Origin of the sequence: Lactobacillus kullabergensis, assembly GCF_000967195.1 — a bacterium.
Classification (GTDB): domain Bacteria; phylum Bacillota; class Bacilli; order Lactobacillales; family Lactobacillaceae; genus Lactobacillus; species Lactobacillus kullabergensis.
This window is the reverse complement of record NZ_KQ033871.1, coordinates 1806102-1828787: the sequence shown is the minus strand read 5'-3', so window position 1 is coordinate 1828787 and position 22686 is coordinate 1806102. Positions and strand designations below refer to the sequence as shown.

The following is a 22686-nucleotide window of genomic DNA, read 5'->3' as shown; positions in this document are numbered from 1 at the left end:
AAAGACTTGGCCTTGAGGCTGCTTGGCAAAAACAAAAGTAACTTCTTGATTAGCGTAAATATCAGGTCCGTCATCATTAATTAATAGTTTGAAATCCACGATATCTTCAGCTGAACCAGGTTTAACTTCGTTTCCGTTTATGAAAATCTTCTTCAAAGTGTAATTAGTAATGTTTGCATTCTTATAACAGTCAAAATCTTCAGCAGCTTTAGGTTGTGTTCCTATTTCACCGACCTCAACAGTATCAGGTACAATTTTGCCATTCTGATCAGTAACCTGATTACCATTCTCATCACGAAAATGAACAAAAACTGGATTTGCTATGGTTGATATAAAGGTATCAGAAATGTTACTACTGTTATAATTTTTTTCAACCTGTTGTGAAGTCCAATTTTCTTTACCTGTTGGGTTACTAATACTTCCAGATCCTAAGCTGTTCCAGCGCGCTTTATTCTGAAAATCGGAAAGGCCAATTTTATTATCCTTTCCTAATATCAATACTTTTAAGCTTTCCAGGGTAAGTAACATTCCCGCGACGTTTGACGTATTAGCCATATTAAAGCTGTGAATATCTAAGTACCTTAAATTAATACAATTGTGAAACATGTTGTACATACGTGTCACTTTAACAGTATTAAAGTTTGATAAATCTAATTTAAGCAACATTGTTGAATCGGAAAACATTTCCGACATATCTGTTACTTCTGAAGTATCAAGATTATCCAAACCTTCAATCGTTTTTAATTTGGTTAAGCCATGAAATAAGAACTTGACTGATCCAGATAACTTAAGCTGACCGTCTATTTTGATATCAGTAATATCTAGTGGATTAACTCCTGAAATATATCCCGTATCTGAGGTTCCCAAAATTGGGTTAGGATTACTAATTGCAACTGGCTTTTCTTTGGTGCCGCCATAAATTGTCAACGATTTTTTAGTGGTATCATAACTGACTTTTATATTGTTCCAAGTGCTTTCGACAATATTAGGGTTCTCAGTATCTCTTTTACTAATATCACTATCAACTAAATCAGTATTATTTTTCTCAGAAACAGTAGACGAGTTTGCTGAATTATCATTGCCGTTGATATTGTTGCTATCATTTGTCTCTTGATTTGAATTACTGTTATTTAATTGTTGATCATTAGCAACATCTTTATCTATTGTTTCTGATTGTTTTGTTTCGAAAGAATCAGTCGAATTAGATTCTGTAGGAACTGCTTTAGAAAGCTGAGTTTTACTGCTATTTTGGACATTTTGTGCCATTAGATACCCTGCCGATAAGCTATCGGCTTTAACTGCCTTAGGGTTAGCACTGAAAAATCCTATAGCTGCAGCTGTCATGCCCCCAACAAACAACTTTTCTCCTTGTTTATATATATTCTTGTGTGTTTTCATATAATTCCTCTTATAATCAGGTCGTTATTACGCTTTTAGTATATGGCGGGTTTTTTTGAAAGTCAACGTGACTTTAAGAGTGAAAAAATCATTTTATATTAAATCTTATAAAACGTTATTTTATTTATTTAAGTTTAACTGTACTTTTCTGCGCACAATCAAAAGGTAAATAATACTATGCAAGTATACCAACGATTAGTAATTTGTTCTAAATGCCAGTTTAGCTGTTCTGATTTTTTCTAGTGTCTAATATCAGATATTGTATTATTAGGAAGAATAATTACTGTTTTTATTTTAAAGTAAAAAAGAACTCAATTAGCGACAATTACTACTAATTGAGTTCTTATAATATATTATTAATTATTAAAAGTTAGCTTTCTAGAAAAATGTTGTCAGCATAAGTACTAGAATTTAAATATTAAAGTACTTGCTAATTACACAGTTATTTTTGTGGTTATAAAGTTGTGATTATTACGTTATTCAAAACTTAGAAAACTTTTGTTGAATAATATTTGTTAATCTTTTTTACGTTCAAGCCAAGCAGCACCCAGGGCAGTGGCCAAGGCCAAACCGCCTAGTGCAAGCATGGCTAAACTGTTGTGCTTCTCTGCACCTGTTTGTGGCAGTGCATCAGTGCTGCTTTCCTGATTCAGCTTGCCTTTTTTGTTTAGTTTGCCGGCTGCAGCTGCCAGTTTAGCAGGACGGTTAGCCTGATGCTTGTTAGCTGTGAGACCTTTGATTGATTTTGCAGGTGTTTTCTTTTTCTTGTTCTTTTTGCTGGCTGGAATTGGAGTCGGCTCATTGTCAGTCGGCGTCTGGTTTCCAGCTGGTGCAGTGGTGGAATTATTAGTTTGGCCATCACTCTTGCTGTAAACATAAGTCACGCTTTGCGGACTGCTGATGAAGAAGCCAGTCGCATTATCAGGCCGAGTTTTTAAAGTATAGCCAGAAACAGTCTCGGCACCAGTTGTATAGCCATCGCCAATGCGGCCTTGGATTACGCGGTCAGGGGCAATGGTGTTGCCAAATTCATCTTGATAGTGAACAGTAACCGCAGGCGCTATGGCCGCAGGGCTGCTGACAATTGAACCAGCAGTGTTGGAAGCATTGGAGCCGTTTGAACTATTGGAGCTATTAGAACCGTTAGAGCTATTAGAGTTGTTGGAACCGTTAGAGCTATCAGAGCTGTTGGAACCATTTGAACTATCAGAGCTGTTGGAACCGTTAGAGCTATTGGAACTGTTGGAACCATTTGAACTATCAGAGCTGTTAGAACCATTTGAACTATCGGAGCCGTTAGAGCTATCAGAGCTGTTTGAGCCATTGTTATTCTTATTCTCAGTATATATTAGCGTAACTTTTTGTTCCTGCTCACTAAGTGGGAAAGTAGGGTTATCGGTGCTTTCGGTTACCGTGTCATCGTTAATTTGATAGGAATCTTTCTTGTAATTAGCAAGATCATCAAATGTCACGGAAGACTTGTCACCAAGATAGCCAGAAACAGTCTTAGTTTTTGGCTCGCCAGTTTCATCAAGAATATCATGCAGGTTGCCATCTTTATCCTTGTACTTGTAGTAAACAGTAACTTTTCCAGCAGGAATACGGTCATAAATCAAGGTAACTTTTTGTTCTTGGTCACTGAGCGTAACAGCAGGATTATCGGTGCTTTCAGTTACCGGGTCATCATTGATCTGATAGGAATCTTTCTTATAGTTAGCAAGATCATCAAATGTCACGGCAGACTTGTCACCGAGGTAACCGGAAATGGTAGTAGTTTTTGGCTTGCCAGTTTCATCAAGAATATCATGCAGGTTGCCAGCTTCATCCTTGTACTTGTAGTAAACAGTAACTGGTTTAGCAGGAATCTGGTCATAAATCAAGGTAACCTTTTGTTCCTGGTCACTGAGCGTAACAGCAGGGTTATCGGTGCTTTCAGTTACTGTGTCATCGTTAATTTGATAAGAATCTTTCTTATAGTTAGCAAGGTCATCAAATGTCACGACAGACTTGTCACCAAGATTACCAGAAACAGTCTTAGTTTTTGGCTCGCCAGTTTCATCAAGAATATCATGCAGGTTGCCATCTTTATCCTTGTACTTGTAGTAAACAGTAACTGGTTTAGCTTCTTCTGGTGCATAGATTAATGTAACGTCTTGCTGATCAGCGGAAAACTTTACATCTTTTAAGTCTACAGTAGTATCTTTTATTTTAGCTCCACTAAGAGTGTATGCTTTGCCATTAATGGTTACTTTATCCTTAGGTTGGAAAGCAGTAATTGGGTCATCATTAACAAGGCTATCACCTATGTTGCCAAATTGATCGTCATCATCCATATCAGGTATGGCATTCTTATCATTGTCTTGATAGTGAACAGTAATTTTTCCACCTAATTTTTCAAAACGAATATAAGTATCATTAAGATAAGTCTCTTTTATAAAATCGGCTGTAGTTTGATAAATATGTTGTCCTTTTGGCTCAGCATATTCACCTTCTCCCATGTTTACCCAAGAACCTTCACCGCCAAGCCCCGTGTTAGCTAAGGTTACACCGTTGGCACAGAAATCAGCACCCACAACTAATTTTCTTAATTTTGTGACACCTTTGAACATATTTTTTGTAGCGTCTATATTGTTAGGGTAAAAGTTTAGTATATTTAGTTCAACTAAACTAGTACAACCTTCAAACATATTTCGCATAGAGTAATTTGCACTAACGTCTGTGCTGAGTTTTTTGGTATCGAAACTAGATAAGTCTAAACTTGTTAAAGATGCACAGCCATTGAACATACTCTCCATATCGTATGTTTCTTTGGTATCAAACTTTTCCAAACCTGTAATTTTAGTAAGGTTTGTCAGCCCTTCAAATAGCCCATCAGCATTGTTCAGAATTGTCACTTTTCCAATTATATGTATTTCTTTAACTGAAGCAGGATCAAAATTTGGTATACCTTGAATGTGGTTGGCAATACCAGCACTACCATTACCATCCCAGTTAAATGTGCTATCTTTGGTTTTATCTCCAATTTCCATCACACCTGTATCTGTATTAAAAGTTACAGGTATTTTGTTTTGGGTCCAAGTACCTTGCAAACTAGTAGTATCATCTCTCTTTGTTTCATCAGAATCAAATTTATTTGAAGCAGAATCTGATGTGTAGGTGCGAGTTTCTACATTACTATTTTGTGTTGTATTTGTATTATTATCTTGAATAGTAACACTGGACTGATTATTATTTTCGCTTTCAGCTTCATTATCAGTGCCTTGATCATTTTCAACTTTTTGGTCATCTTCTGTAGTATCAGCAGTCTTAACCTTTACAGCAGTTTGATAATTTAATTTTGTTTTAGCTGCCCTTTTATTTGCCTTGTTTAAAGTAGCCCTGCTTTTATTTATAGAATCGGCTTTAACTGTTTTTGGCTTGGCATTAATTAAACCCAGAGCAGCAGCAGCCATACTGCCAAATAATAACTTTTCACTACTTTTACCAGAAATTTTGTGTTTATTCATATTAATCTTAAACCTCTTTACTAACTAATCTTCCTTATGATTAAACCAAATAGCACTTAATGCACTTGCTAATGCAAGTCCACCCAAAGCAAGTACTGCTAAGCTGGAACGTTTATTTGAGCCAGTTTGTGGTAATAGCTTCTCTTTGTGGGTAGCAATATTTGAACTACCAGCTTTTTCCATATTTTTAGTTTTACCATTGTTATATTTATTGTATTTATTTGATTTATTTTTTAATTTGGTAAAACCTTTATTATTTGAACTTGGTTTATTTCTGTGTTTATTTAATTTTTTACTAGTATTTTTGTGTTTACCTGAAGATACATTAGACCCAGTATTATTGGATCCGTTATTTAAATTGTTATCTGAGTTGTTGCCAATACTGCCGGTAGCACCATTATTATTACTACTGCTACTGGAATTATTACCCGAACTGCTGCTACTGTTTCCGGAATTATTACTGGAGCTATTGTTAATGCCAGACCCAGGGTTGTTGTTGCCACTACTTGAGTTATTGGAGTTATTGTTACCTGAGCCGTTATTACCAGAACCGTTTGAACCACTAGAACTAGAACCGTTTGAACCATTAGAACCGGAATCATTGCCGTTGGAATTGGAACCGTTTGAACCATTAGAACCAGAGCCATTATCACCGGAATTGTTTGAGCCATTACTGCCGTTTGAACTATTGTTTCCAGAAGTCTGACTATAAATAAGAGTGACGGTTTGAGGATCTTTGGTAAGTGGAACAGTAAAGTCATCAGTACTAATTACTGGCTTTCCTTCATTAATTTGATAAGACTCTTTAGTATAGCCATCAAGTGCATCAAACTTAATGTTTGCTGAATGTTCAAAAAGATAACCATTTATGGTAGTGGTTTTTGGCTCGCTATTTTCATCAAGAATGTCATGCAGACCGTCTTTATCCTTGTACTTATAGTTGACAGTAATTGTTCCAGCTGAAATTGGATTGTAAATAAGAATGACGGTTTGAGGATCTTTAGTAAGTGGAACAGTAAAATCATCAGTATTATCTACTGGCTTTCCTTCATTAATTTGATAAGACTCTTTAGTATAGCCATCAAGTACATCAAACTTAATGTTTGCTGAACGATCATGAAGAGAACCACTTATGGTGGCAGTTTTTGGCTTGCCATTTTCTAGAATATCGTGCAGTTTGTCCTCTTTATCCTTGTACTTATAGTAAACAGTAATTACTCCAGCTGGAATTGCGTTGTAAACAAAAGTAATAGTGTGCGGAATGTCACCAAACTTTACATTTTGGAGATCAGATACTGTTCTTCCATCAAGTTCAATATGTTCTAGCTGGTAATCCGTATTTCTATTTAACTTTATAGAATTAAATGTTGGTAAAGTGTCAAGTAAAGCTGTATTTTTAAAGTCATATAGTTGTTCAGCAGGTTCAATATCTTTTTGATTGTTGTCTATGTATTTAACTGTAATTAGAGAAGGAGCGGAAAAGTTGACATATGTATCATAATCTTTACTTGGGTCGTATTTATTAACCAGCTGATCAGCAGACCAAGAATTCTGATCTTTTGGCACTTGTCCGCTACCCATATTTGTCCAAGTACCTGAAGTGTTAAATCCAGAATTTAAATTACCATTGAAATGACTTGTGCCAATGTTATTTTTCTTGCCAAGTACCAATATTTTCAGATTTTTTAGACCACCCAGCATGTTATCTGTATTTGAAATGTTAGACATATCAAAGTTACTAATATCCAATCTTTCTAAACCAGAATTAGCGAACATAAAATACATATTAGTAACATTTGAAGTATCAAAGCTGGATAAATTTAATCTTTTTAAGCTTGCACATTGGTTAAACATATCAGACATGTCTGATACATTAGATGTGACAAAATTTGTCAGGTCTAAGCTCGTTAAGGAATAACAAGTATCAAACATTCCCCGCATATTTCCTACATTTGAAGTATCAAAGTGAGAAACATCTATGGTTTCTAGAGAACTACAACTTCGAAACATATAATCCATACTAATGCCACCACTTACATTAGTTTTGGCACTAGTTTTAAAACTAGAAAGATTTAAATTAGCCAGTCGTGAACAATTATCAAACATGAGCGTGAATACTTCTACTTTAGAAGTATCAAATGCAGATAAGTCTAAGTTCACCATTGCTCCACAGTAAGAGAACATATTTTTCATGGTGACTACATTAGATGTGTCAAAAGTAGTGGTGCCAGGATTGCCGAACTTAAGGTCTGTTAAATTGCTGCAATAGTGAAACATATCTTCCATGCTTGTTACATTAGAGGTTTTAAAAGTAGAAACGTCTAAAGAAGTTAATCCCTGGCAGCTATAAAACATTCTGGCCATATTGGTAACTTTTGCAGTTTCAAGAGGCGATACGTCTAAAGAAGTTAATCCATTGCAGTATTGAAACATACCGTTCATGTCTGTAACATTAGAAGTAACTAAGGGAGATAAATCTAGCCCAGTTAATGCTTTGCAAGAGAAAAACATGTCGGCCATATTAGTAACTTTGGCAGTATTAAAAGTAGATAAATCAATATCAGTCAATTTTTCGCTGGTATTAAACATATCTGACATATCAGTTACATTTGAAGTGTTAAACTTGGTTGCATCTTTAGTTCCAAAATTAATGCTTGTTAAATTTTTGCTGTTGGCAAACATTTTTGCCATATTAGTTACTTTAGCAGTATAAAGGCATGAAACATCCAAAGCATGAAGAAAATTACCATTGAACATACCGCTCATGTTAGTTACTTGCGCTGTGTCAAAATGAGATAAATCTAAATTAGTAACTGCACACCAAGAGAACATATCAGCCATATTAGTTACATTGGACGTATTAAAATGTGAAAGGTCTATACTTTGGACACCGCAGTTTTTAAACATGGACGCCATGTTGGTTACCTTAGCAGTATTAAATTTAGCTGGATCAAACTTTAAATTTTTCAGAGCTGAACATCCATAAAACATAGAGTTCATATCAGTAACGTTAGAAGTGTCAAAATTAGATAAATCTAAGCTAGATAGTTTATAACTGCCACTAAACATGTTTGCCATATTGGTAACTTCTTGTGTATCTATGTTTTCGAGTCCATTTATGGTTTCTAAATTAAATAAATCTGCAAATAAATTATCAGCAGAACCAATAATTTTAATTTTGCCTTTGATTGTTATAGTCTTGACATAGTTTGAGGCTACATCATTGATGTTTCCATCAATACTAATTTTTTTAATTGGTTCAATATTGTTAGAAATAACGGCTGGAGTATCTGTTCCACCGTATATAGTCAGCTCATCTGTATTACTTTCGTAGGAAACAGTTAACCCGTTCCATTTACTTGTTACAGCACTTTTAGCAGCCTGATTTGGGTCAAAGTTATTTGAATCAGTATCCTGGCTGCTGGTTTGAATAGTGTTACTATTAGAGCTATTTTCTTTATTATTGTTTTCACTAGCAGCTGTATTTTGACTACTATCGTTATTTGAAACTGGATTTTGTTCACTATTAGTAGGTTTTGTAATATTGGTATTACTATCTGATCCTATCAAATCTTTTTGATTAGTAAGCTCATCCTGGTTTTCAAAAGAAGTTTGTGGCTTTGGGGAATCAGAGTCCCTAGTCAACTTTGAACGAGCTGTTTGATAATTAATTTTGGTTTTAACTGCCGCTTTTTTAGTCTTTTTAAACGTAGAATGGTTTCCATTCAAGTTAGCAGCTTTAACTGTTTTTGGCTTAGTGCTAATTAGACCAAAAGCAGCAGCTGCCATACCACCGAGCAGTAGCTTTTCACCTTGCTTATTGGTGTTCCTAAGTTTATTCATATATTTCCTCTTCTAAATTTTATATCTATACAATTTTAGTATAGTTTGGTAGACAGGTAAAATCAAGATGATATTTGTTAATATACTATTTCTATAACAAAAATCAGAAAATATAAAAAACATACTTATACAGTCATTTAATCTGTAAAAGTATGTTTACTAATTATTTATTCTTTTTTCTATCTAACCAAGCTAAACTAAAAGCACTTATTAAAGCTATGCCTCCAAGTGACAGCATTGCTAAACTGGAATGTTGATTTTTCCCAGTTTGCGGCAAAGAACTAGAGTGTTTATTGTTTGTGCTGTTTGCTTGTTGCGTAATAGTTTTTCTTTGCACTAGTTTAGTAGGAATGCTTGATTTTTTATCAAGTTGTTTTCTTCTGTTAATATTATTTGAGTGCTTTGTTGGTTTACGCTTAGGTTTCTTTATAGTTGGGATGTTAGTTGGTTTATTATTATCAGTGGTTTGGTTACTATTAGTTTCATTTTTACTATAAATATAAGTCACATCTTGTGGAAAGGTAGTAAAGAAACCAGTAGCATTGTTTGGTCTGGTTTTTAACGTGTAACCTGAAATAGATTTAGTTTCGGAAGTATAGCCATCACCAACATAACCCTCTAACACAACATTAGGAACTAAAATATTGCCATATTCATCTTGATAATGAACAGTAACATTAGGTGCCTTTACTTTATTGGGTGTACTGCTAGAGTTTTGGGTATATGTATATGTTATTTCTTGTAGCTTATCACTCAAGTAAAGGGTAATGTTTCCTTTATCTGTTATTTTTTGACCATTGATTTCAGAAACGGAATAACCAGGAATTTCTTTAGGTTCTACAGGTATTTTTTGACCAATTGTTCCAGAAATAATTCTATCTTCACTAATTGACTTCCCTTGGTTATCTACATAATGAACCTTAATAGGTTGAGCTTTGGAAGTATATTGTAATGTGACAATTGGTTCGCTGGCATCAAATATACCAGAAGTTTTACCGTCTGCGCTCACAAAAGCATAACCAGGAAACTTATAGTCATTGGGATTAATGTTCCATCTATCTTGACCAATTTTTCCATGTAAAATTGTGTCGTCAATTTCTTTGCCATTTTTATCTAAAAGCGGCTTGCCATTTTCGTCTCGATAATGAATGGTGACCTTGCCTTGATCGGTGTAAACTAAAGTGACAGTAGGCGTGTTATCTTTATCAAATATACCGGAGTCTTTGCCATCTATGCTCACAAAGGCATAACCAGGAAACTTATAGTTATTAGAATCAATGGTCCAACCTGTACCAAATTTTCCTTGTAGAAATGAATCTTTTATTTCACTACCATTTTTATCTAAAAGCGGCTTGCCATTTTCATCTTGATAATGGATGATAACCTTGCCTTGATCAGTGTAAATTAAAGTAACTGTAGGAGGGTTATCTTTATCGAATACACCAGAAGTTTTACCGTCTGTCTTTACTAATTTGTAACCATCGAATTGAAAATCTTTATCTTGGGGGTTAATGCTCCAATTATGACCATTTATAGCTTTGATGGATGAATCTTTAATTACTTTACCATTTTTATCTAAAAGTGGCTTGCCATTTTCATCTTCATAGTGCACATTAACATATCCAAGATCAGCGTTATAGATAACATTAACTATTTTTGGGTCACTCGTAAATGTACCAAAGTCCTGATCTTTTGCAATTTGATAACCCGGAATCTTTTTATCTGTGTCAACTGGAATACTTTGTCCAACGTTGCCAACTAAATAATCGTCAGGAATCGGCTTATCTGAATCATCTAGGACTGGATTGCCGTCTTGATCTTGATAATGCACAGTTACTAAACCACCACTGTACCTAATATAAGTGTCAGCATCCTTTTCACTATCGTAGTTTTTTATTAAGTCACGTGAAGACCATTTTTTACTTGCTTCTGGTTTTTCAAGAGTACCATTACCAACATTTACCCATGTTCCTTCAGTACCAAGACCAACATCCAGCCGACCTGATTTCAGGATACACTTTTTACCTAAAACGAGAGTATTTAAAGAGGGCAGATTTTGTAACATACCTGAAATATGAGTTTCATCTAGTTTTGATGTGTCAAAACTGCTAATATTCAAATAATTTAAAGCTTGGCAACCTTTAAACATCATTTGCATAGAGAGCACGTTGCTAGTATCAAATTTACTAAGATCTAGTTGTTTTAAAGACGAACATGCAAAGAACATTCCTCCCATATTAGTGACTTTTGAAGTGTTGATTTTTTCAGGTAAAGTTAGTGAGGTTATGTTTGTGCAGTCATTAAACATTGAGTTTAATGAAATCACATTACTGAAATCAAAATTTGATATATCTATGTTAAAATGATCTTTTTCATTTTCTGTTAAGCCTAGTTTGTTGCAACCTTGAAACATTCCTGACATATCTGTTACTTTGGAAGTATTCATTGTATTTAGCCCATCAATTGTTTTTAATTTTGGGTCGTCTTGAAAAAGACTTTGCATATCGATAGTATTGGAAAAATCAATGTGGCCTAATCCAACAATACTTTCTAGATTTTTAAAACCTGAAAATAAGCCCCGAACATATATATTACCTGTAAGATCACCGTCAATTACAATTTTTTTAATATCTAGGGTAGGATTATAGTCAAAGTCACCAGCATCAGTTAAGGGACAGGCATTCTTCAAAGAAAGAGTTCTTTCATAGTCAGTTCCAATCAATTCATTTGTATTTGGAGTAATTGTCAGTATTCCGTCCGTATTATATGTAAATGGTATTTTGTTATAAATTAAACCATGATATAGATCTGCACTTCTTGTTACTTTCGCAGTGTCCGTGTTTTTTATGTCTTTGTCCTTATTAGAAGTTACTTTTGAATCGCTTGTACTGTTATGCTCATTTGTATTGTTATTTTCACTTGAAACAGGTGTAGTGTTTTGAGCCTTGTCAGTATTTGAAGTAGAGATTTGATTAGTATCTTTACCTTGATTAGTTCCAGAATTTGAACTGGAGTTTTCTTCGGTATTCGCAATATCATTACCGTTTGAAGAACTTTCTTCATTACCAGCTTTTGCATCATTCTGTGGTGAACTAATTGCTTCAAGACCTACTGTCTTCTTTGCTGTTTTTGAATAATAAGATTGGTAGTTTAATTTAGTCTTAATTGTTCTTTTAGTGGCCTTTTTGGTAGCGCGGTTGCCATTTTGACTGTCTGCCTTTACTATCTGAGGTTTAGTACTAATTAAACCTAATGTGGTAGCTGCTATTCCACTAAGCAGGATTTTTTCTCCTTGCTTATTAGTATTCTTATGTTTATTCATATATTTCCTCTTCCAAATTGCATACTAATATAAGGTTAGTATATTGCTGAGTATGGTGAAAGTCAAACTGACTTAGGATAATTATTTAGTAGAAGAAAAAGCTCAATGACGCTTTGCCATTGGGCTTTTTAAAAATATTTACACTTTTCTATTCTTTTTTACGTTCAAGCCAAGCAGCACCTAAGGCAGTAGCCAAGGCCAAACCGCCTAGTGCAAGCATGGCTAAACTGTTGTGCTTCTCGGCACCTGTTTGTGGCAGTGCATCAGTGCTACTGTCCTGATTCAGCTTGCCTTTTTGTGGGTCGTTAGCACTAGCGGTCTTGTTTAATTTGCCGGCTGCAGCTGTCAGTTTAGCAGGGCGGTTAGCCTGATGCTTGTTAGCTGTGAGACCTTTGATTGATTTTGCAGGTGCTTTCTTGCTCTGCTTATTTGCGTGGAGGCCTTTGATCGCCTTCTTAGGTGCCTTCTTTTTCTTGTTCTTTTTGCTGGCTGGAATTGGAGTCGGCTCATTGTCAGTCGGCGTCTGGCTTCCAGCTGGGGCAGTGGTGGAATTATTAGTTTGGCCATCACTCTTGCTGTAAACATAAGTCACGCTTTGCGGACTGCTGATGAAGAAGCCGGTCGCATTATCAGGCCGAGTCTTTAAAGTATAGCCGGAAACAGTCTCGGCCCCAGTTGTATAGCCATCGCCAATGCGGCCTTGGATTACGCGGTCAGGGGCAATGGTGTTGCCAAATTCATCTTGATAGTGAACAGTAACCGCAGGCGCTATGGCTGCAGGGCTGCTGACAATTGAACCAGCAGTGTTAGAAGCATTAGAACTATTGGAGCTATTAGAGCCGTTAGAACCGTTAGAGCTATCAGAGCTGTTGGAGCTATTGGAACTGTTAGAACCATTAGAGCTGTTAGAACCATTTGAACTATCAGAGCTGTTTGAGCTATTGGAACTGGTAGAACTATTAGAACCATTAGCGCTGTTGGAACCGTTAGAGCCATTAGAACTATCAGAACCATTAGAGCTATCAGAGCTGTTGGAACCATTTGAACTATCAGAGCTGTTAGAACCATTAGAGCTATCAGAGCTGTTGGAACCATTTGAGTTATCTGAGCTGTTTGAGCCATTGTCAGTCTTTTTATATATTAGCGTAACTGTTTGTTCTTGATCACTCAGCGTAACAGCAGGGTTATCGGTGCTTTCAGTTACCGGGTCATCATTGATCTGATAGGAATCTTTCTTGTAATTAGCAAGGTCATCAAATATCACGGAAGACTTGTCACCGAGGTAACCGGAAATGGTAGTAGTTTTTGGCTTGCCAGTTTCATCAAGAATATCGTGCAGCTTGCCAGCTTCATCCTTGTACTTGTAGTAAACAGTGACTGGTTTAGCTTCTGCAGGTGCATAGATTAATGTAACTTCTTGCGGATCAGCGGTAAACTTTACATCTTTTAAGTCTACAGTAGTATCTTTTATTTTAGCTTCACTAAAACTGTATACTTTGCCATTGCTGTCAGTTAGCTTTTCTTTAAATTGGAAAGAATTTGTTGATGTATTATCAATTAACTTATCATTAACATTACCGAATTGAGAAGCATCGTTCAAGCCAAGAATACCTTTATCATCTTTGTCTTTATAATGAACAGTAATTTTACCACCGGTATATCTGGTATATGTACCAGAGTCCTCACTACCGTTGTAATCACTCATTAGCTCATCAGATGACCAACCTTTTGTACCTGTATTATTTTGTCCGCTTTCTATGTTAATCCAAGTTCCAGGTACTGTAAGACCAGCAGTTTTATCAAATTTGGACTTATCACCTAAGGTTAAAGTTGTTAAATTTGAGCAGTCTGCAAACATATTCGTCCAGTTGTTTACTTTAGACATATCAATACCTGATAAATCTAAAGTAGTTAGGGAAGAACAGCCTTTGAACATTTCAGTTAGGTCTTTTAGTTTTGATGTATCAAATTTAGTTTTAGGATTTTTTTCAAAACCTTTAATAGTAACTAGGCTTTTATCATTTTCAAATAAGTCTTTTAAACTAGTTACTGTTTGATGGGTAAGGGTATCTAAGTTTTCAAGCCCAGTAATTTCGGTCAAATTTGGTAAATTTCGAAACATGTATTTGCCATCGCCATTAATTATAACCGTATCCACTATATTAATTTTTGTAATTTTGTTAACTATGTCGGCATCAAAAGAATGATTTATTGTTGCTGTACCCTCCAAAATTGCAGCAATGCCATCATCAATATCCATTGGGATTTGGGGAGAGTAAGTAAAAATTGCCTCTCCACCTTTAATTGTTAAAACTCCTGTTTCAGTATTAATAGTAATCGGTACAGTACACCAATCTGTTTCAATCACTGAACTGTTTTCAGTATTAGATCTTGGGTTAATATTTTTTCTGTTATTATTTTGGTATGTATTTGTTGAAGTGTTACTATTTGTATTTCTGCCTGTTTCAGAGCCTAAATTATTTTTATGTTGTGAATTGCCAGCTGAATCGACTGTTTGTTCTGAATTTGTATCAACCTGCGAGTCTGCATTTTGCGCTTGGTCTGACAAATTGCTTTTATCTGATTCACTGCTTCTTAGTGCAGATTCAGTTTGTTTTACTGAGACTCTGTCCACCTTTGTGCTATTTCTTGCTGTTTTATAGTTTATTTTAGTTTCAAATTGTTTTTTCTGACTATTCCTAGTTACTTTATTATTAGACAAAGTAGTTGCTTTAACAATTTTAGGTTTGGCATTAATTAAACCTAGTGCTGCAGCTGCTACTCCGCCAAGTAACACTTTTTCTTTCTGCTTACTTGACTTTGTATAAATATTCATATTAATTTTCCTCTTCTTACCTAAATAACATTATAAAATCAGTATATGTCTGGGTACAATGAAAATCAAGTTGATTATTGTTAAGCTTAAGTTGTGAGGAGATAACAAAAACGTCCTAAATTATAGTATCTATAATAGGACGTTTAGACTTAGTTATTTTTGTTTTATTTTGATTATGTTATTAATATATCTTAAAAGGTATAATCAACCAGCCACCGGATTCATAACCTGACTGACCCAAAAATTTACCCTTATAATTTACAGTCATATAGCCTTGATATCCAGAAGGTAATCCAGAAAGATCCCATTCTACAGTTTTACCATCAGTCAAAATTGTTCCAGGATTTTGTTTCCAATTACTGAGATAGTTTGAAACATAATAGTCTTTATTTTTATCATTTGCTATACGGATAGGTATATTACTTCCATCTATATCTTTAAAATTATATGTTGCGGTAATATAAGGCCTAACTTTATTAACCATTATTTGGGGATTAACTATCGTTTGATAATAGGCTGTGACATAAGTTGGTAGATTAGTATCAGTCTTTAAAGGAGAAAAATCTGTGACCCCATTATATGAAATACCCAAATTCTTTAATTTAGGTTTGTTGCTTAGAGCACTAATATCATAAATACTACACATTTCCATGTAGACATCAGTTAATTTATTAAGGTTCTTTAATGCACTAATATCTTGTAAGTGACTGTGCCAATATGCTGTTCCAAAGAAATTAATGTTTGAATCAATATCAGGGGAAAGATCAAGTACTTCTAGATTTGTTGCATATTGCAGACCTTCTAATGATTCAATATTGAGAGCAGCAGAATAGTAATCCCTATTATTACGTTCGTAATCACCGGTTAATTGCAATGTAGTAAGTTTTGATAAATCTTGCTTATTAATTCTACTTGTTGCGGATTCATTAGAATAAAGGTTATAAGCAACTACACGTTGTAAATTTTTGTCAGGCATCCAGGAATCAACCGATTCACTTGCTTTAGTAGCAACTTTTGGCTTTTGGTTTTGAGTTTGTTTAGGAAGCATATGATTGCTTTCTTTTTTCAAGCTTTTTCCATTAATTAAAACTGTGTTATTTTCTGAGCTTTTATCAGGAGTCTGATTCAAGCCAACAACTTGCTTCTTGTCAGTTGCTTTGATGTTCAAACTACTTGCTGCTAATGTGCTTCCAGATACGCTGTCAGCTTTAACTGCATGTGGACCAGCAACAACTAATGCAAGTGCAGCAGCAGTAATTCCACTAAATAGCAATTTCTTGCTTTGTTTACTTAATTCTATGTGTTTATTCATAAATTTTACCTCTTAAATTATTAACAAATAACAATTTACACTATCATTGTATATCCATAATATAATAATCGCAACAGGAAACAACTATACTTTAATCAAAACTGTATATAAAAAGCACCCCATAAAGTACATTTATAGAGCGCTGATTTTTAATGTTTGCTTTTTCTATTGTAATAAATAATGGCTAATCCTAAAACACTGAATAATGATATTAAACCCAGTGCTAACAGACCTAATTGCCAGCCTTTTATTGCTTTAGCACTAGGTTGGCGAACGTCTTTTTTCTTATTAACTAGTGATTGTAACTTCCTATTAAGATGAGGTTTTTGACTATGTTTATATTTTTGCGATTTCTCTTCTTTAACGGTATTTTTACTACTTAAGATATTTTTAGTATAAATATAGGTTAGCTCCTGTGGCTTTTGTTTAAGTGTAATTGCAGTTGCATTTAAATCAGTATCAATATGTGAACCGTTAAAGTCTTTAAGTTTAACAGTATATCCTGGTAGTTTCAATGCCGGAGCAGTTTGCTGATCATTAACAAAGCCACTTAAAATTTCATCTGGGGCAACTTTTTTGCCAGCAGTATCTTGATAATGAACAATTACATTTGAAACTTTTTCCTTATTATAATAGAAGGTAATTTCTTGCGGCTGATTGTTAAGTACAATAGCTACGCTTCCCGGATGGTGTGAAATACCATTGTGGTCAATTTGATAATGACCCGGTGTATAGCCAGAAATGTCCTGCGGTTGAATTATTTTTTGTTCACTAAAGACGCCGCTAATTGTGCTTTCAGGAGCGATTGGTTTACCAGTTTCATCTTGAGAATGGACGGTGATATCTGCTGCCTTGTTACGAGTATAAATTAGAGTGATTTCTTGTGGTTGGGCGGTAATAGTAGCAGTGACAGAGCCCTGACTAATTGGCGACGTAGTACCATCAACTGCTTTGGAACTAATTGAATAACCAGTAAATGTCGGAATAGTAATAGTGCTGCTGGTATTAACACTACCATATAGTTTTTGCTGACACGCAATTGTATTATCTGCATCATCTTTAAAGTGAATAGTAATAGGCTGCCCGCTGACAATCCTAAACGGAATAATGTACCAGCCTGAAATTATTGGCTCTTGCGCTGAATTCCTACTGTGGAACTTAACGGTCATTGCTGCACTGTCATCTGACTGTAATCCTGAAAGATCCCATGTTACGGTTTGTTTACCATTGACTTGACCGACATGATCATTCCAATTACTGGAATATTGCTTGACTGGATATTTAGAACTAAGGTGCTTACCAGTCTCAACCTTAAGTGTCATGTTTTTGCCATTAAAATCAAGCAGCTGATAGGGGCCGGATGTATAAGAAGTAGTCCCTGCAGTTAGGTGAATTGGCTCTGCCAAAATTATCTGTTTTCTTAGCTTTAGACTGCCGCTTTCAATTAATTGCTTATTCGATTTTAATGGTGAAAAATCAGTAATTGCATTATATGAAAGATTTAGTTGAACCAATTGTGGTTTATTTGCCAAGGCAGATATATCATGCAAGTTGCACATTTCCAAATTAATATTGGTTAATTTATGCAAATTTTGCAAAGCAGAAATATCCGCTAAAGTTGAATTAAGAACAGCTCGGTGGCACCAATCATTGTTTAGCTGACAGTCAGGAGCCAGATTTATTTTGACCAGATTAGTTGCATATTCTAATCCAGTGAGTGATTTAAGTCGCAAACGCAAGCGATATTCGGCAGGAGAAATAGCATATTTCCGTTTGCCATGAACAACAGGCATTTCGTTTGGTGCGATTAAGCTGAGTTCTGTCAGATTGGCAAGACTTTCTTTGGTAATTTGCTTAATTGGTTGACCTAAATTAGCGGCCACGATTTTTTGTAAAACTTTATCTGGCATCCAACTGTCAAGTGTGTGGGAATTTGCGACAGAATTTTGCAGTTTAAATGCAGGCTCAATTGTATCATTCAAGTCGCTTGATTCTCGGGTTTTAGTCGTCATTTAGTCACCATCTTCTTTACTAATCCAAATAGCAGTATATTTGATGCTAAGAGCGCTTACTTAGAACTAACAATAGCAATTGTAATGCTTAAATGAAATTCCTTTTTAAAATTTAACTATCTATTTTGTATGTAAAAGTAACCGCAGTCAAATATTATTCTCATGATATTGTGTTACCCTCAGTATAGCATGGATTAATAAAGATGACTATTTCGAAATTGGTAATTTTACTAGTAGTATATAGTTAAACTTGTAATCGCTATTTCAAAACCCAGATGTGAATAAGTCGCCAGCCTATGGCCAGGACAAAAACAATGTTAAAGATAATAATTACTGTTCTGATGAAAGTCATATTTTGGTAAAATCTTGGTTTAGCATTTGCACGGACTTGAACAGTCTTGTTAATTGCCTTGTGCTGTTTACTGTCTTTCAAAGATACTTGATGTTCTTTTTTACTATGCTTTGGCTTAGCAGTCAATTCGCTAAGAACCAAATTATGCTGATTTGCTTTCATTTTACTAATTAAGTCGCCCTGTGCAACTGTACGGTGTTGACCGTAGCCGTATTTGGAAGTATTAAAATCAGAACAAGTAATTAGGGTAATCATGCTCTTATCCTGCACATTATTTTCGACTTCGACTTGAGTAGGTTTGATGGCAAAAGAAATATTTTTTATTTTATACACGTAAATATGATGCAAGTCTGTTACATAGATGAGGTCACCAGGGTGTGCCAGATGTAAATTATCCAAAACTGCAGGACCATAAGACCCCATATAGTGTCCTGCAAGCACATAATTATTAGCACCGCCCATGACGCGGTCCGGCAGACAGGTAACGACACCGTATTCTAAGTTTTGGTTTTGATCGCCATAACCGGCAAAAAGGGGATTATGAATATTAACAGCAGGAATAGCAATGCGACCAATAGCATACGCCTTGATTTGCTTGGCTCTAAGGACGCTGGCTGCACTAACTGATTTGGTTTTGCTGGCATCATAACTTGTTTTGCGTTTTTTATTTCTATCTGCTTTCTTTTGTGTTAAAGTGGTATTTGCTTTTTCCGCATTTTGCTGCACTACATATGAGTTGCCAAAACCGGAGCCGAAAAAGATTAAAGTCACTCCCAGATAAAACAGGGCACCTAAAAGTAACACACGAATAGTGGACCATATTTGTGTTTTTAAAGATTTTGCTTGCTTTTTATTTGCCATTTGATTCTTTTCCTTTAAACTGCTATTAGGCTTCTGCTACTATTTAAGTATAAATTTGCGTAAAGCACAATTATTTATCTTGAATTAAACACTTAAAAAAAATAATCAAATAAGTATTGAAATCGCTTTAATACTGATTTATAATATCAGCTGTAAGTAGACGTGTTACTGACTTGATCAGGCATTACCTATGAACAATACTTTTTTGGTACTGTTTGTAGGTTTTTTTATTGGAAAGGAAGTAGTTGAAGTGAAATTTGTTAAAAATTTTAACAACAACGCTGCCTTGGTGTCTGATAAAGCCGGAGTAGATTGGGTGGTGATTGGCAACGGGATTGGCTTTGGCAAAAAAGTCGGTGATCCCATTGATGAGGACAAAATTTCGCGCCGTTTTGTAGCTGTTGGCGAAAACCTTAAGATGATTGACAGCGTAAGAGATATTGATCAGCGAACCTTGAAGTTAACGACTGCTGTGATTAATTTGGCAAGCCAAAAATTACAGATCACTTTTTCTGATTATGAATTTTTAGTGTTAGCTGACCACATTGATTTTATGTTAACCCGTGCTACAGGAAATATTGAATTAGGCCAAGATACGCTTGGCTGGGAAATGAAAAAAATATTTCCGAAGGAATATAGTACAGCTCAGGCAGCCTTAAAGTTAATGAAGGAAAAAACTAAGCTTAATTTTCCTCAAAGTGAAGCAGCTTATCTGACATATCACTTCATTAATGCAGGTTCTGGTCAAACAAAGCTGCAGGATACAATTAAAATTACTAAACTGATTAAGGGAGTAATTGATATTATCCAGTATCAATATGGGATGCAGCTAGACACTGAATCGTTTAACTTCAACAGGTTCATGACCCATTTACGTGCCTTTATGGTAAGGCATATGTGTGGCGAAAGTGACCAGGATTCAGGCAGTGAGCTTGATCATTCCTTAATTGAATTAATGAAAGTCAAGTACAAAAAGGCTTATGATACTGTCCAAAAAATCGGCACGTACTTATACAAGCAGGCAGGCTGGCAACTGCAGCCTGACGATCAGGTATATTTAACTCTTCATGTCTGGCGGGTAACGCATAGACAAAAAGATGCTCAATCGCAGAAGAATTAAATTTACTATATTTTAATAATTTATAAGTTTAAACGGTGTGTTACTGTTTACAGGCATTAACCCGAGAACTTCAGGTGAAAATCTCACAATAAATTAGTGAGGTGCTTTCTTGAGGTCCTCGGGTTTTGATATTTAGGAGGAAAAAATGGCTTACGAGGATCTAAGTCGTGAAATTATCGCTGATGTAGGCGGTAAAGATAACGTGATCAGTGTTGTTCACTGTACTACGCGCTTGCGTTTTAAATTAAAAGATATGAAAAAGGCTAACGATGACAAATTAAAGGCCACCGATGGCGTAATTTCTGTTGTAAAATCCGGTGGGCAATACCAAGTTGTGATCGGCAATAATGTCGCTGATGTTTATGACACGCTGGTTAAAGTAGGCGGCTTTTCTGGTGGCGGCAGCGTGCCCGATGATTATGAAGATACCAGCAACATGAGTTTGGCCGATAAGTTCATTGATTTAATTTCCGGCATTTTCAATCCGATTTTAGGGCCAATGTGCGCTGCCGGTATGATCAAGGGCTTTAATGCTATGTTTTTAGCTTTTGGCTGGGAAGCGCAAACTTCTGGTACTTACATTATTTTGAATGCCATTGGTGACAGTTTATTCTACTTCCTGCCAGTTATTTTAGGAATTTCAGCAGCTAAAAAATTCGGCATGAATGGCTATCTAGGTGCAACAATTGGTGCTGCACTTTGCTATCCTTCAATTGTCGCAATGGCCAGCAGTAAAACCACTCTGTTTACTGTATTTAAAGGTACTATTCTCCAAGCACCGATTCACATGACTTTTTTGGGAATTCCGGTAATTTCGATGAACTACACTTCATCAGTCATTCCGATTATCCTGTCAATTTGGTTTGCATCTAAAGTGCAAAAATTGGCTAAAAAGATTATCCCTGATGTTGTCAAAACTTTCTTAGTGCCATTTATGGTTTTACTAATTACTATTCCTGTTACCTTTATTGTCATTGGCCCTGTTGCTACCTGGCTTGGTAATGCTATTGCAGCTGCTGTTAGTGGAGTTTACAACTTTAGTCCTGTTATAGCCGGCATTTTAATGGGCGCATTCTGGCAAGTATTTGTTATCTTTGGCGTTCACTGGGGCTTTGTGGCAGTCATGATGACCAATATTGCTGCTTTAGGTTATGATCCAATCTTAGGCTTATCTTTAGCAGCTTCATTTGCTCAAACAGGCGTTGTTTTAGCAATTATTTTCCAAACTAAAGATGAAAAAACCCGCAGTATTGCAATTCCAGCCTTTGTTTCTGGTATTTTCGGGGTTACTGAGCCAGCTATTTATGGTGTCACCCTCGAAAGAAAGAAGCCGTTTATTTTAAGTTGTATTGCCTCTGCAATTGGTGCCGGTATCATTGGTTTCTTCCAAGTAAAAGTATTCCAGATGGCCGGAATGGGAATCTTCTCAATTCCAGATGCAATTGGTAAAAACGGCTTTGATACTGGTGTTTATGGCTTAATTTTAGCAATGGTTATAGCAACAATTTTAGGCTTTGCTTTCCAAATGCTATTTGGTAAAAACAGTGTTGATGCGCCTATAACCGCACAAGCTGCTTTAGCGACAGCTACAAATGCAGGTACAGATGATGCCGCAACAAACAATTCTGCAAGTTCCGCAATTGTAAAACCAGAAGTTTCAAATAATAAAGAAGAAAAATTAGTAGCTCCCTTAAACGGACAGGTTGTGCCATTAAGCGAGGTTAAAGATGAAGTCTTTTCCAGTGGTTCAATGGGCAAAGGCGTTGCGATTGCACCACAAGAAGGCAAAGTTTGTTCACCTCTTGATGGTGAAGTGGTAATGGTTTTCCCTACCGGTCACGCAATCGGACTTAAATCGACTAGTGGCGCAGAAGTAATGATTCATATTGGTATGGATACTGTTGAGCTTGATGGCAAAGGCTTTACTACTTTAGTTAAAAAGGGTCAGAGTATTAAAAAGGGTGAGCCTCTTATTAAATTTGACCTTGAAGCTATTAAAAAAGCTGGCTTTGAAACTACAACACCTGTAATTGTTACTAATTCTAATAATTACCATGAAGTTAATGTAGTTGCGAATGGTACAATAACCATTGGGGATGCATTATTAGACTTGAAATAACGAAA

Annotated in this window: 10 protein-coding genes; 2 read left to right on the top strand and 8 right to left on the bottom strand. The window is 35.6% G+C overall.

The annotated features are described in order from the left end of the window. From JF76_RS09035 to JF76_RS09000, 8 genes are all read right to left on the bottom strand, one after another. Positions 1–1398 (bottom strand): BspA family leucine-rich repeat surface protein (locus tag JF76_RS09035; RefSeq protein ID WP_045928737.1); only part of this gene is annotated, 1398 nt, incomplete at its 3' end. Between the two features lie 515 nt (positions 1399–1913). Then, positions 1914–4904, bottom strand: a complete 2991-nt coding sequence (locus JF76_RS09030; RefSeq protein ID WP_045928736.1) for a MucBP domain-containing protein — start codon at positions 4902–4904, stop codon at positions 1914–1916. 24 nt (positions 4905–4928) lie between these two features. Further along, positions 4929–8747 carry a BspA family leucine-rich repeat surface protein gene (locus JF76_RS10020; RefSeq protein ID WP_052697114.1) on the bottom strand — a complete coding sequence of 1273 codons (3819 nt, stop codon included), beginning with the start codon at positions 8745–8747 and terminating at the stop codon, positions 4929–4931. A gap of 163 nt (positions 8748–8910) precedes the next feature. Next, the gene (locus JF76_RS09020) at positions 8911–12069 is read right to left on the bottom strand and encodes a MucBP domain-containing protein (RefSeq protein ID WP_045928735.1); all 3159 of its coding nucleotides are present in this window, start codon (positions 12067–12069) and stop codon (positions 8911–8913) included. A 148-nt stretch (positions 12070–12217) separates the two neighbouring features. Then, entirely contained in the window at positions 12218–14905 is a 2688-nt protein-coding gene (locus JF76_RS09015) for a MucBP domain-containing protein (RefSeq protein ID WP_045928734.1), read from the bottom strand. Between the two features lie 181 nt (positions 14906–15086). After that, positions 15087–16217, bottom strand: a complete 1131-nt coding sequence (locus JF76_RS09010; RefSeq protein ID WP_045928733.1) for a leucine-rich repeat domain-containing protein — start codon at positions 16215–16217, stop codon at positions 15087–15089. A gap of 149 nt (positions 16218–16366) precedes the next feature. Then, positions 16367–18229: a MucBP domain-containing protein gene (locus tag JF76_RS09005; protein ID WP_045928732.1), complete on the bottom strand. Its 1863-nt coding sequence runs from the start codon at positions 18227–18229 to the stop codon at positions 16367–16369. A 259-nt stretch (positions 18230–18488) separates the two neighbouring features. After that, positions 18489–19442 (bottom strand): class A sortase, encoded by a 954-nt coding sequence (locus JF76_RS09000; RefSeq protein WP_045928731.1) that lies wholly within the window; start codon positions 19440–19442, stop codon positions 18489–18491. Between the two features lie 250 nt (positions 19443–19692). Here JF76_RS09000 and JF76_RS08995 point away from each other — a divergent pair, with 250 nt between their 5' ends. Continuing rightward, positions 19693–20562 carry a PRD domain-containing protein gene (locus tag JF76_RS08995; RefSeq protein WP_045929002.1) on the top strand — a complete coding sequence of 290 codons (870 nt, stop codon included), beginning with the start codon at positions 19693–19695 and terminating at the stop codon, positions 20560–20562. 145 nt (positions 20563–20707) lie between these two features. Next, entirely contained in the window at positions 20708–22681 is a 1974-nt protein-coding gene (locus tag JF76_RS08990) for a beta-glucoside-specific PTS transporter subunit IIABC (RefSeq protein WP_045928730.1), read from the top strand. Positions 22682–22686 lie beyond the last annotated feature (5 nt).

Bases quoted from the DNA above. Each gene is read 5' to 3' on its own strand.
- JF76_RS09030 (WP_045928736.1), bottom strand. From the start codon at position 4,904: ATGAATAAACACAAAATTTCTGGTAAAAGTAGTGAAAAGTTATTATTT.
- JF76_RS10020 (WP_052697114.1), bottom strand. From the start codon at position 8,747: ATGAATAAACTTAGGAACACCAATAAGCAAGGTGAAAAGCTACTGCTC.
- JF76_RS09020 (WP_045928735.1), bottom strand. From the start codon at position 12,069: ATGAATAAACATAAGAATACTAATAAGCAAGGAGAAAAAATCCTGCTT.
- JF76_RS09015 (WP_045928734.1), bottom strand. From the start codon at position 14,905: ATGAATATTTATACAAAGTCAAGTAAGCAGAAAGAAAAAGTGTTACTT.
- JF76_RS09010 (WP_045928733.1), bottom strand. From the start codon at position 16,217: ATGAATAAACACATAGAATTAAGTAAACAAAGCAAGAAATTGCTATTT.
- JF76_RS09005 (WP_045928732.1), bottom strand. From the start codon at position 18,229: ATGACGACTAAAACCCGAGAATCAAGCGACTTGAATGATACAATTGAG.
- JF76_RS09000 (WP_045928731.1), bottom strand. From the start codon at position 19,442: ATGGCAAATAAAAAGCAAGCAAAATCTTTAAAAACACAAATATGGTCC.
- JF76_RS08990 (WP_045928730.1), top strand. From the start codon at position 20,708: ATGGCTTACGAGGATCTAAGTCGTGAAATTATCGCTGATGTAGGCGGT.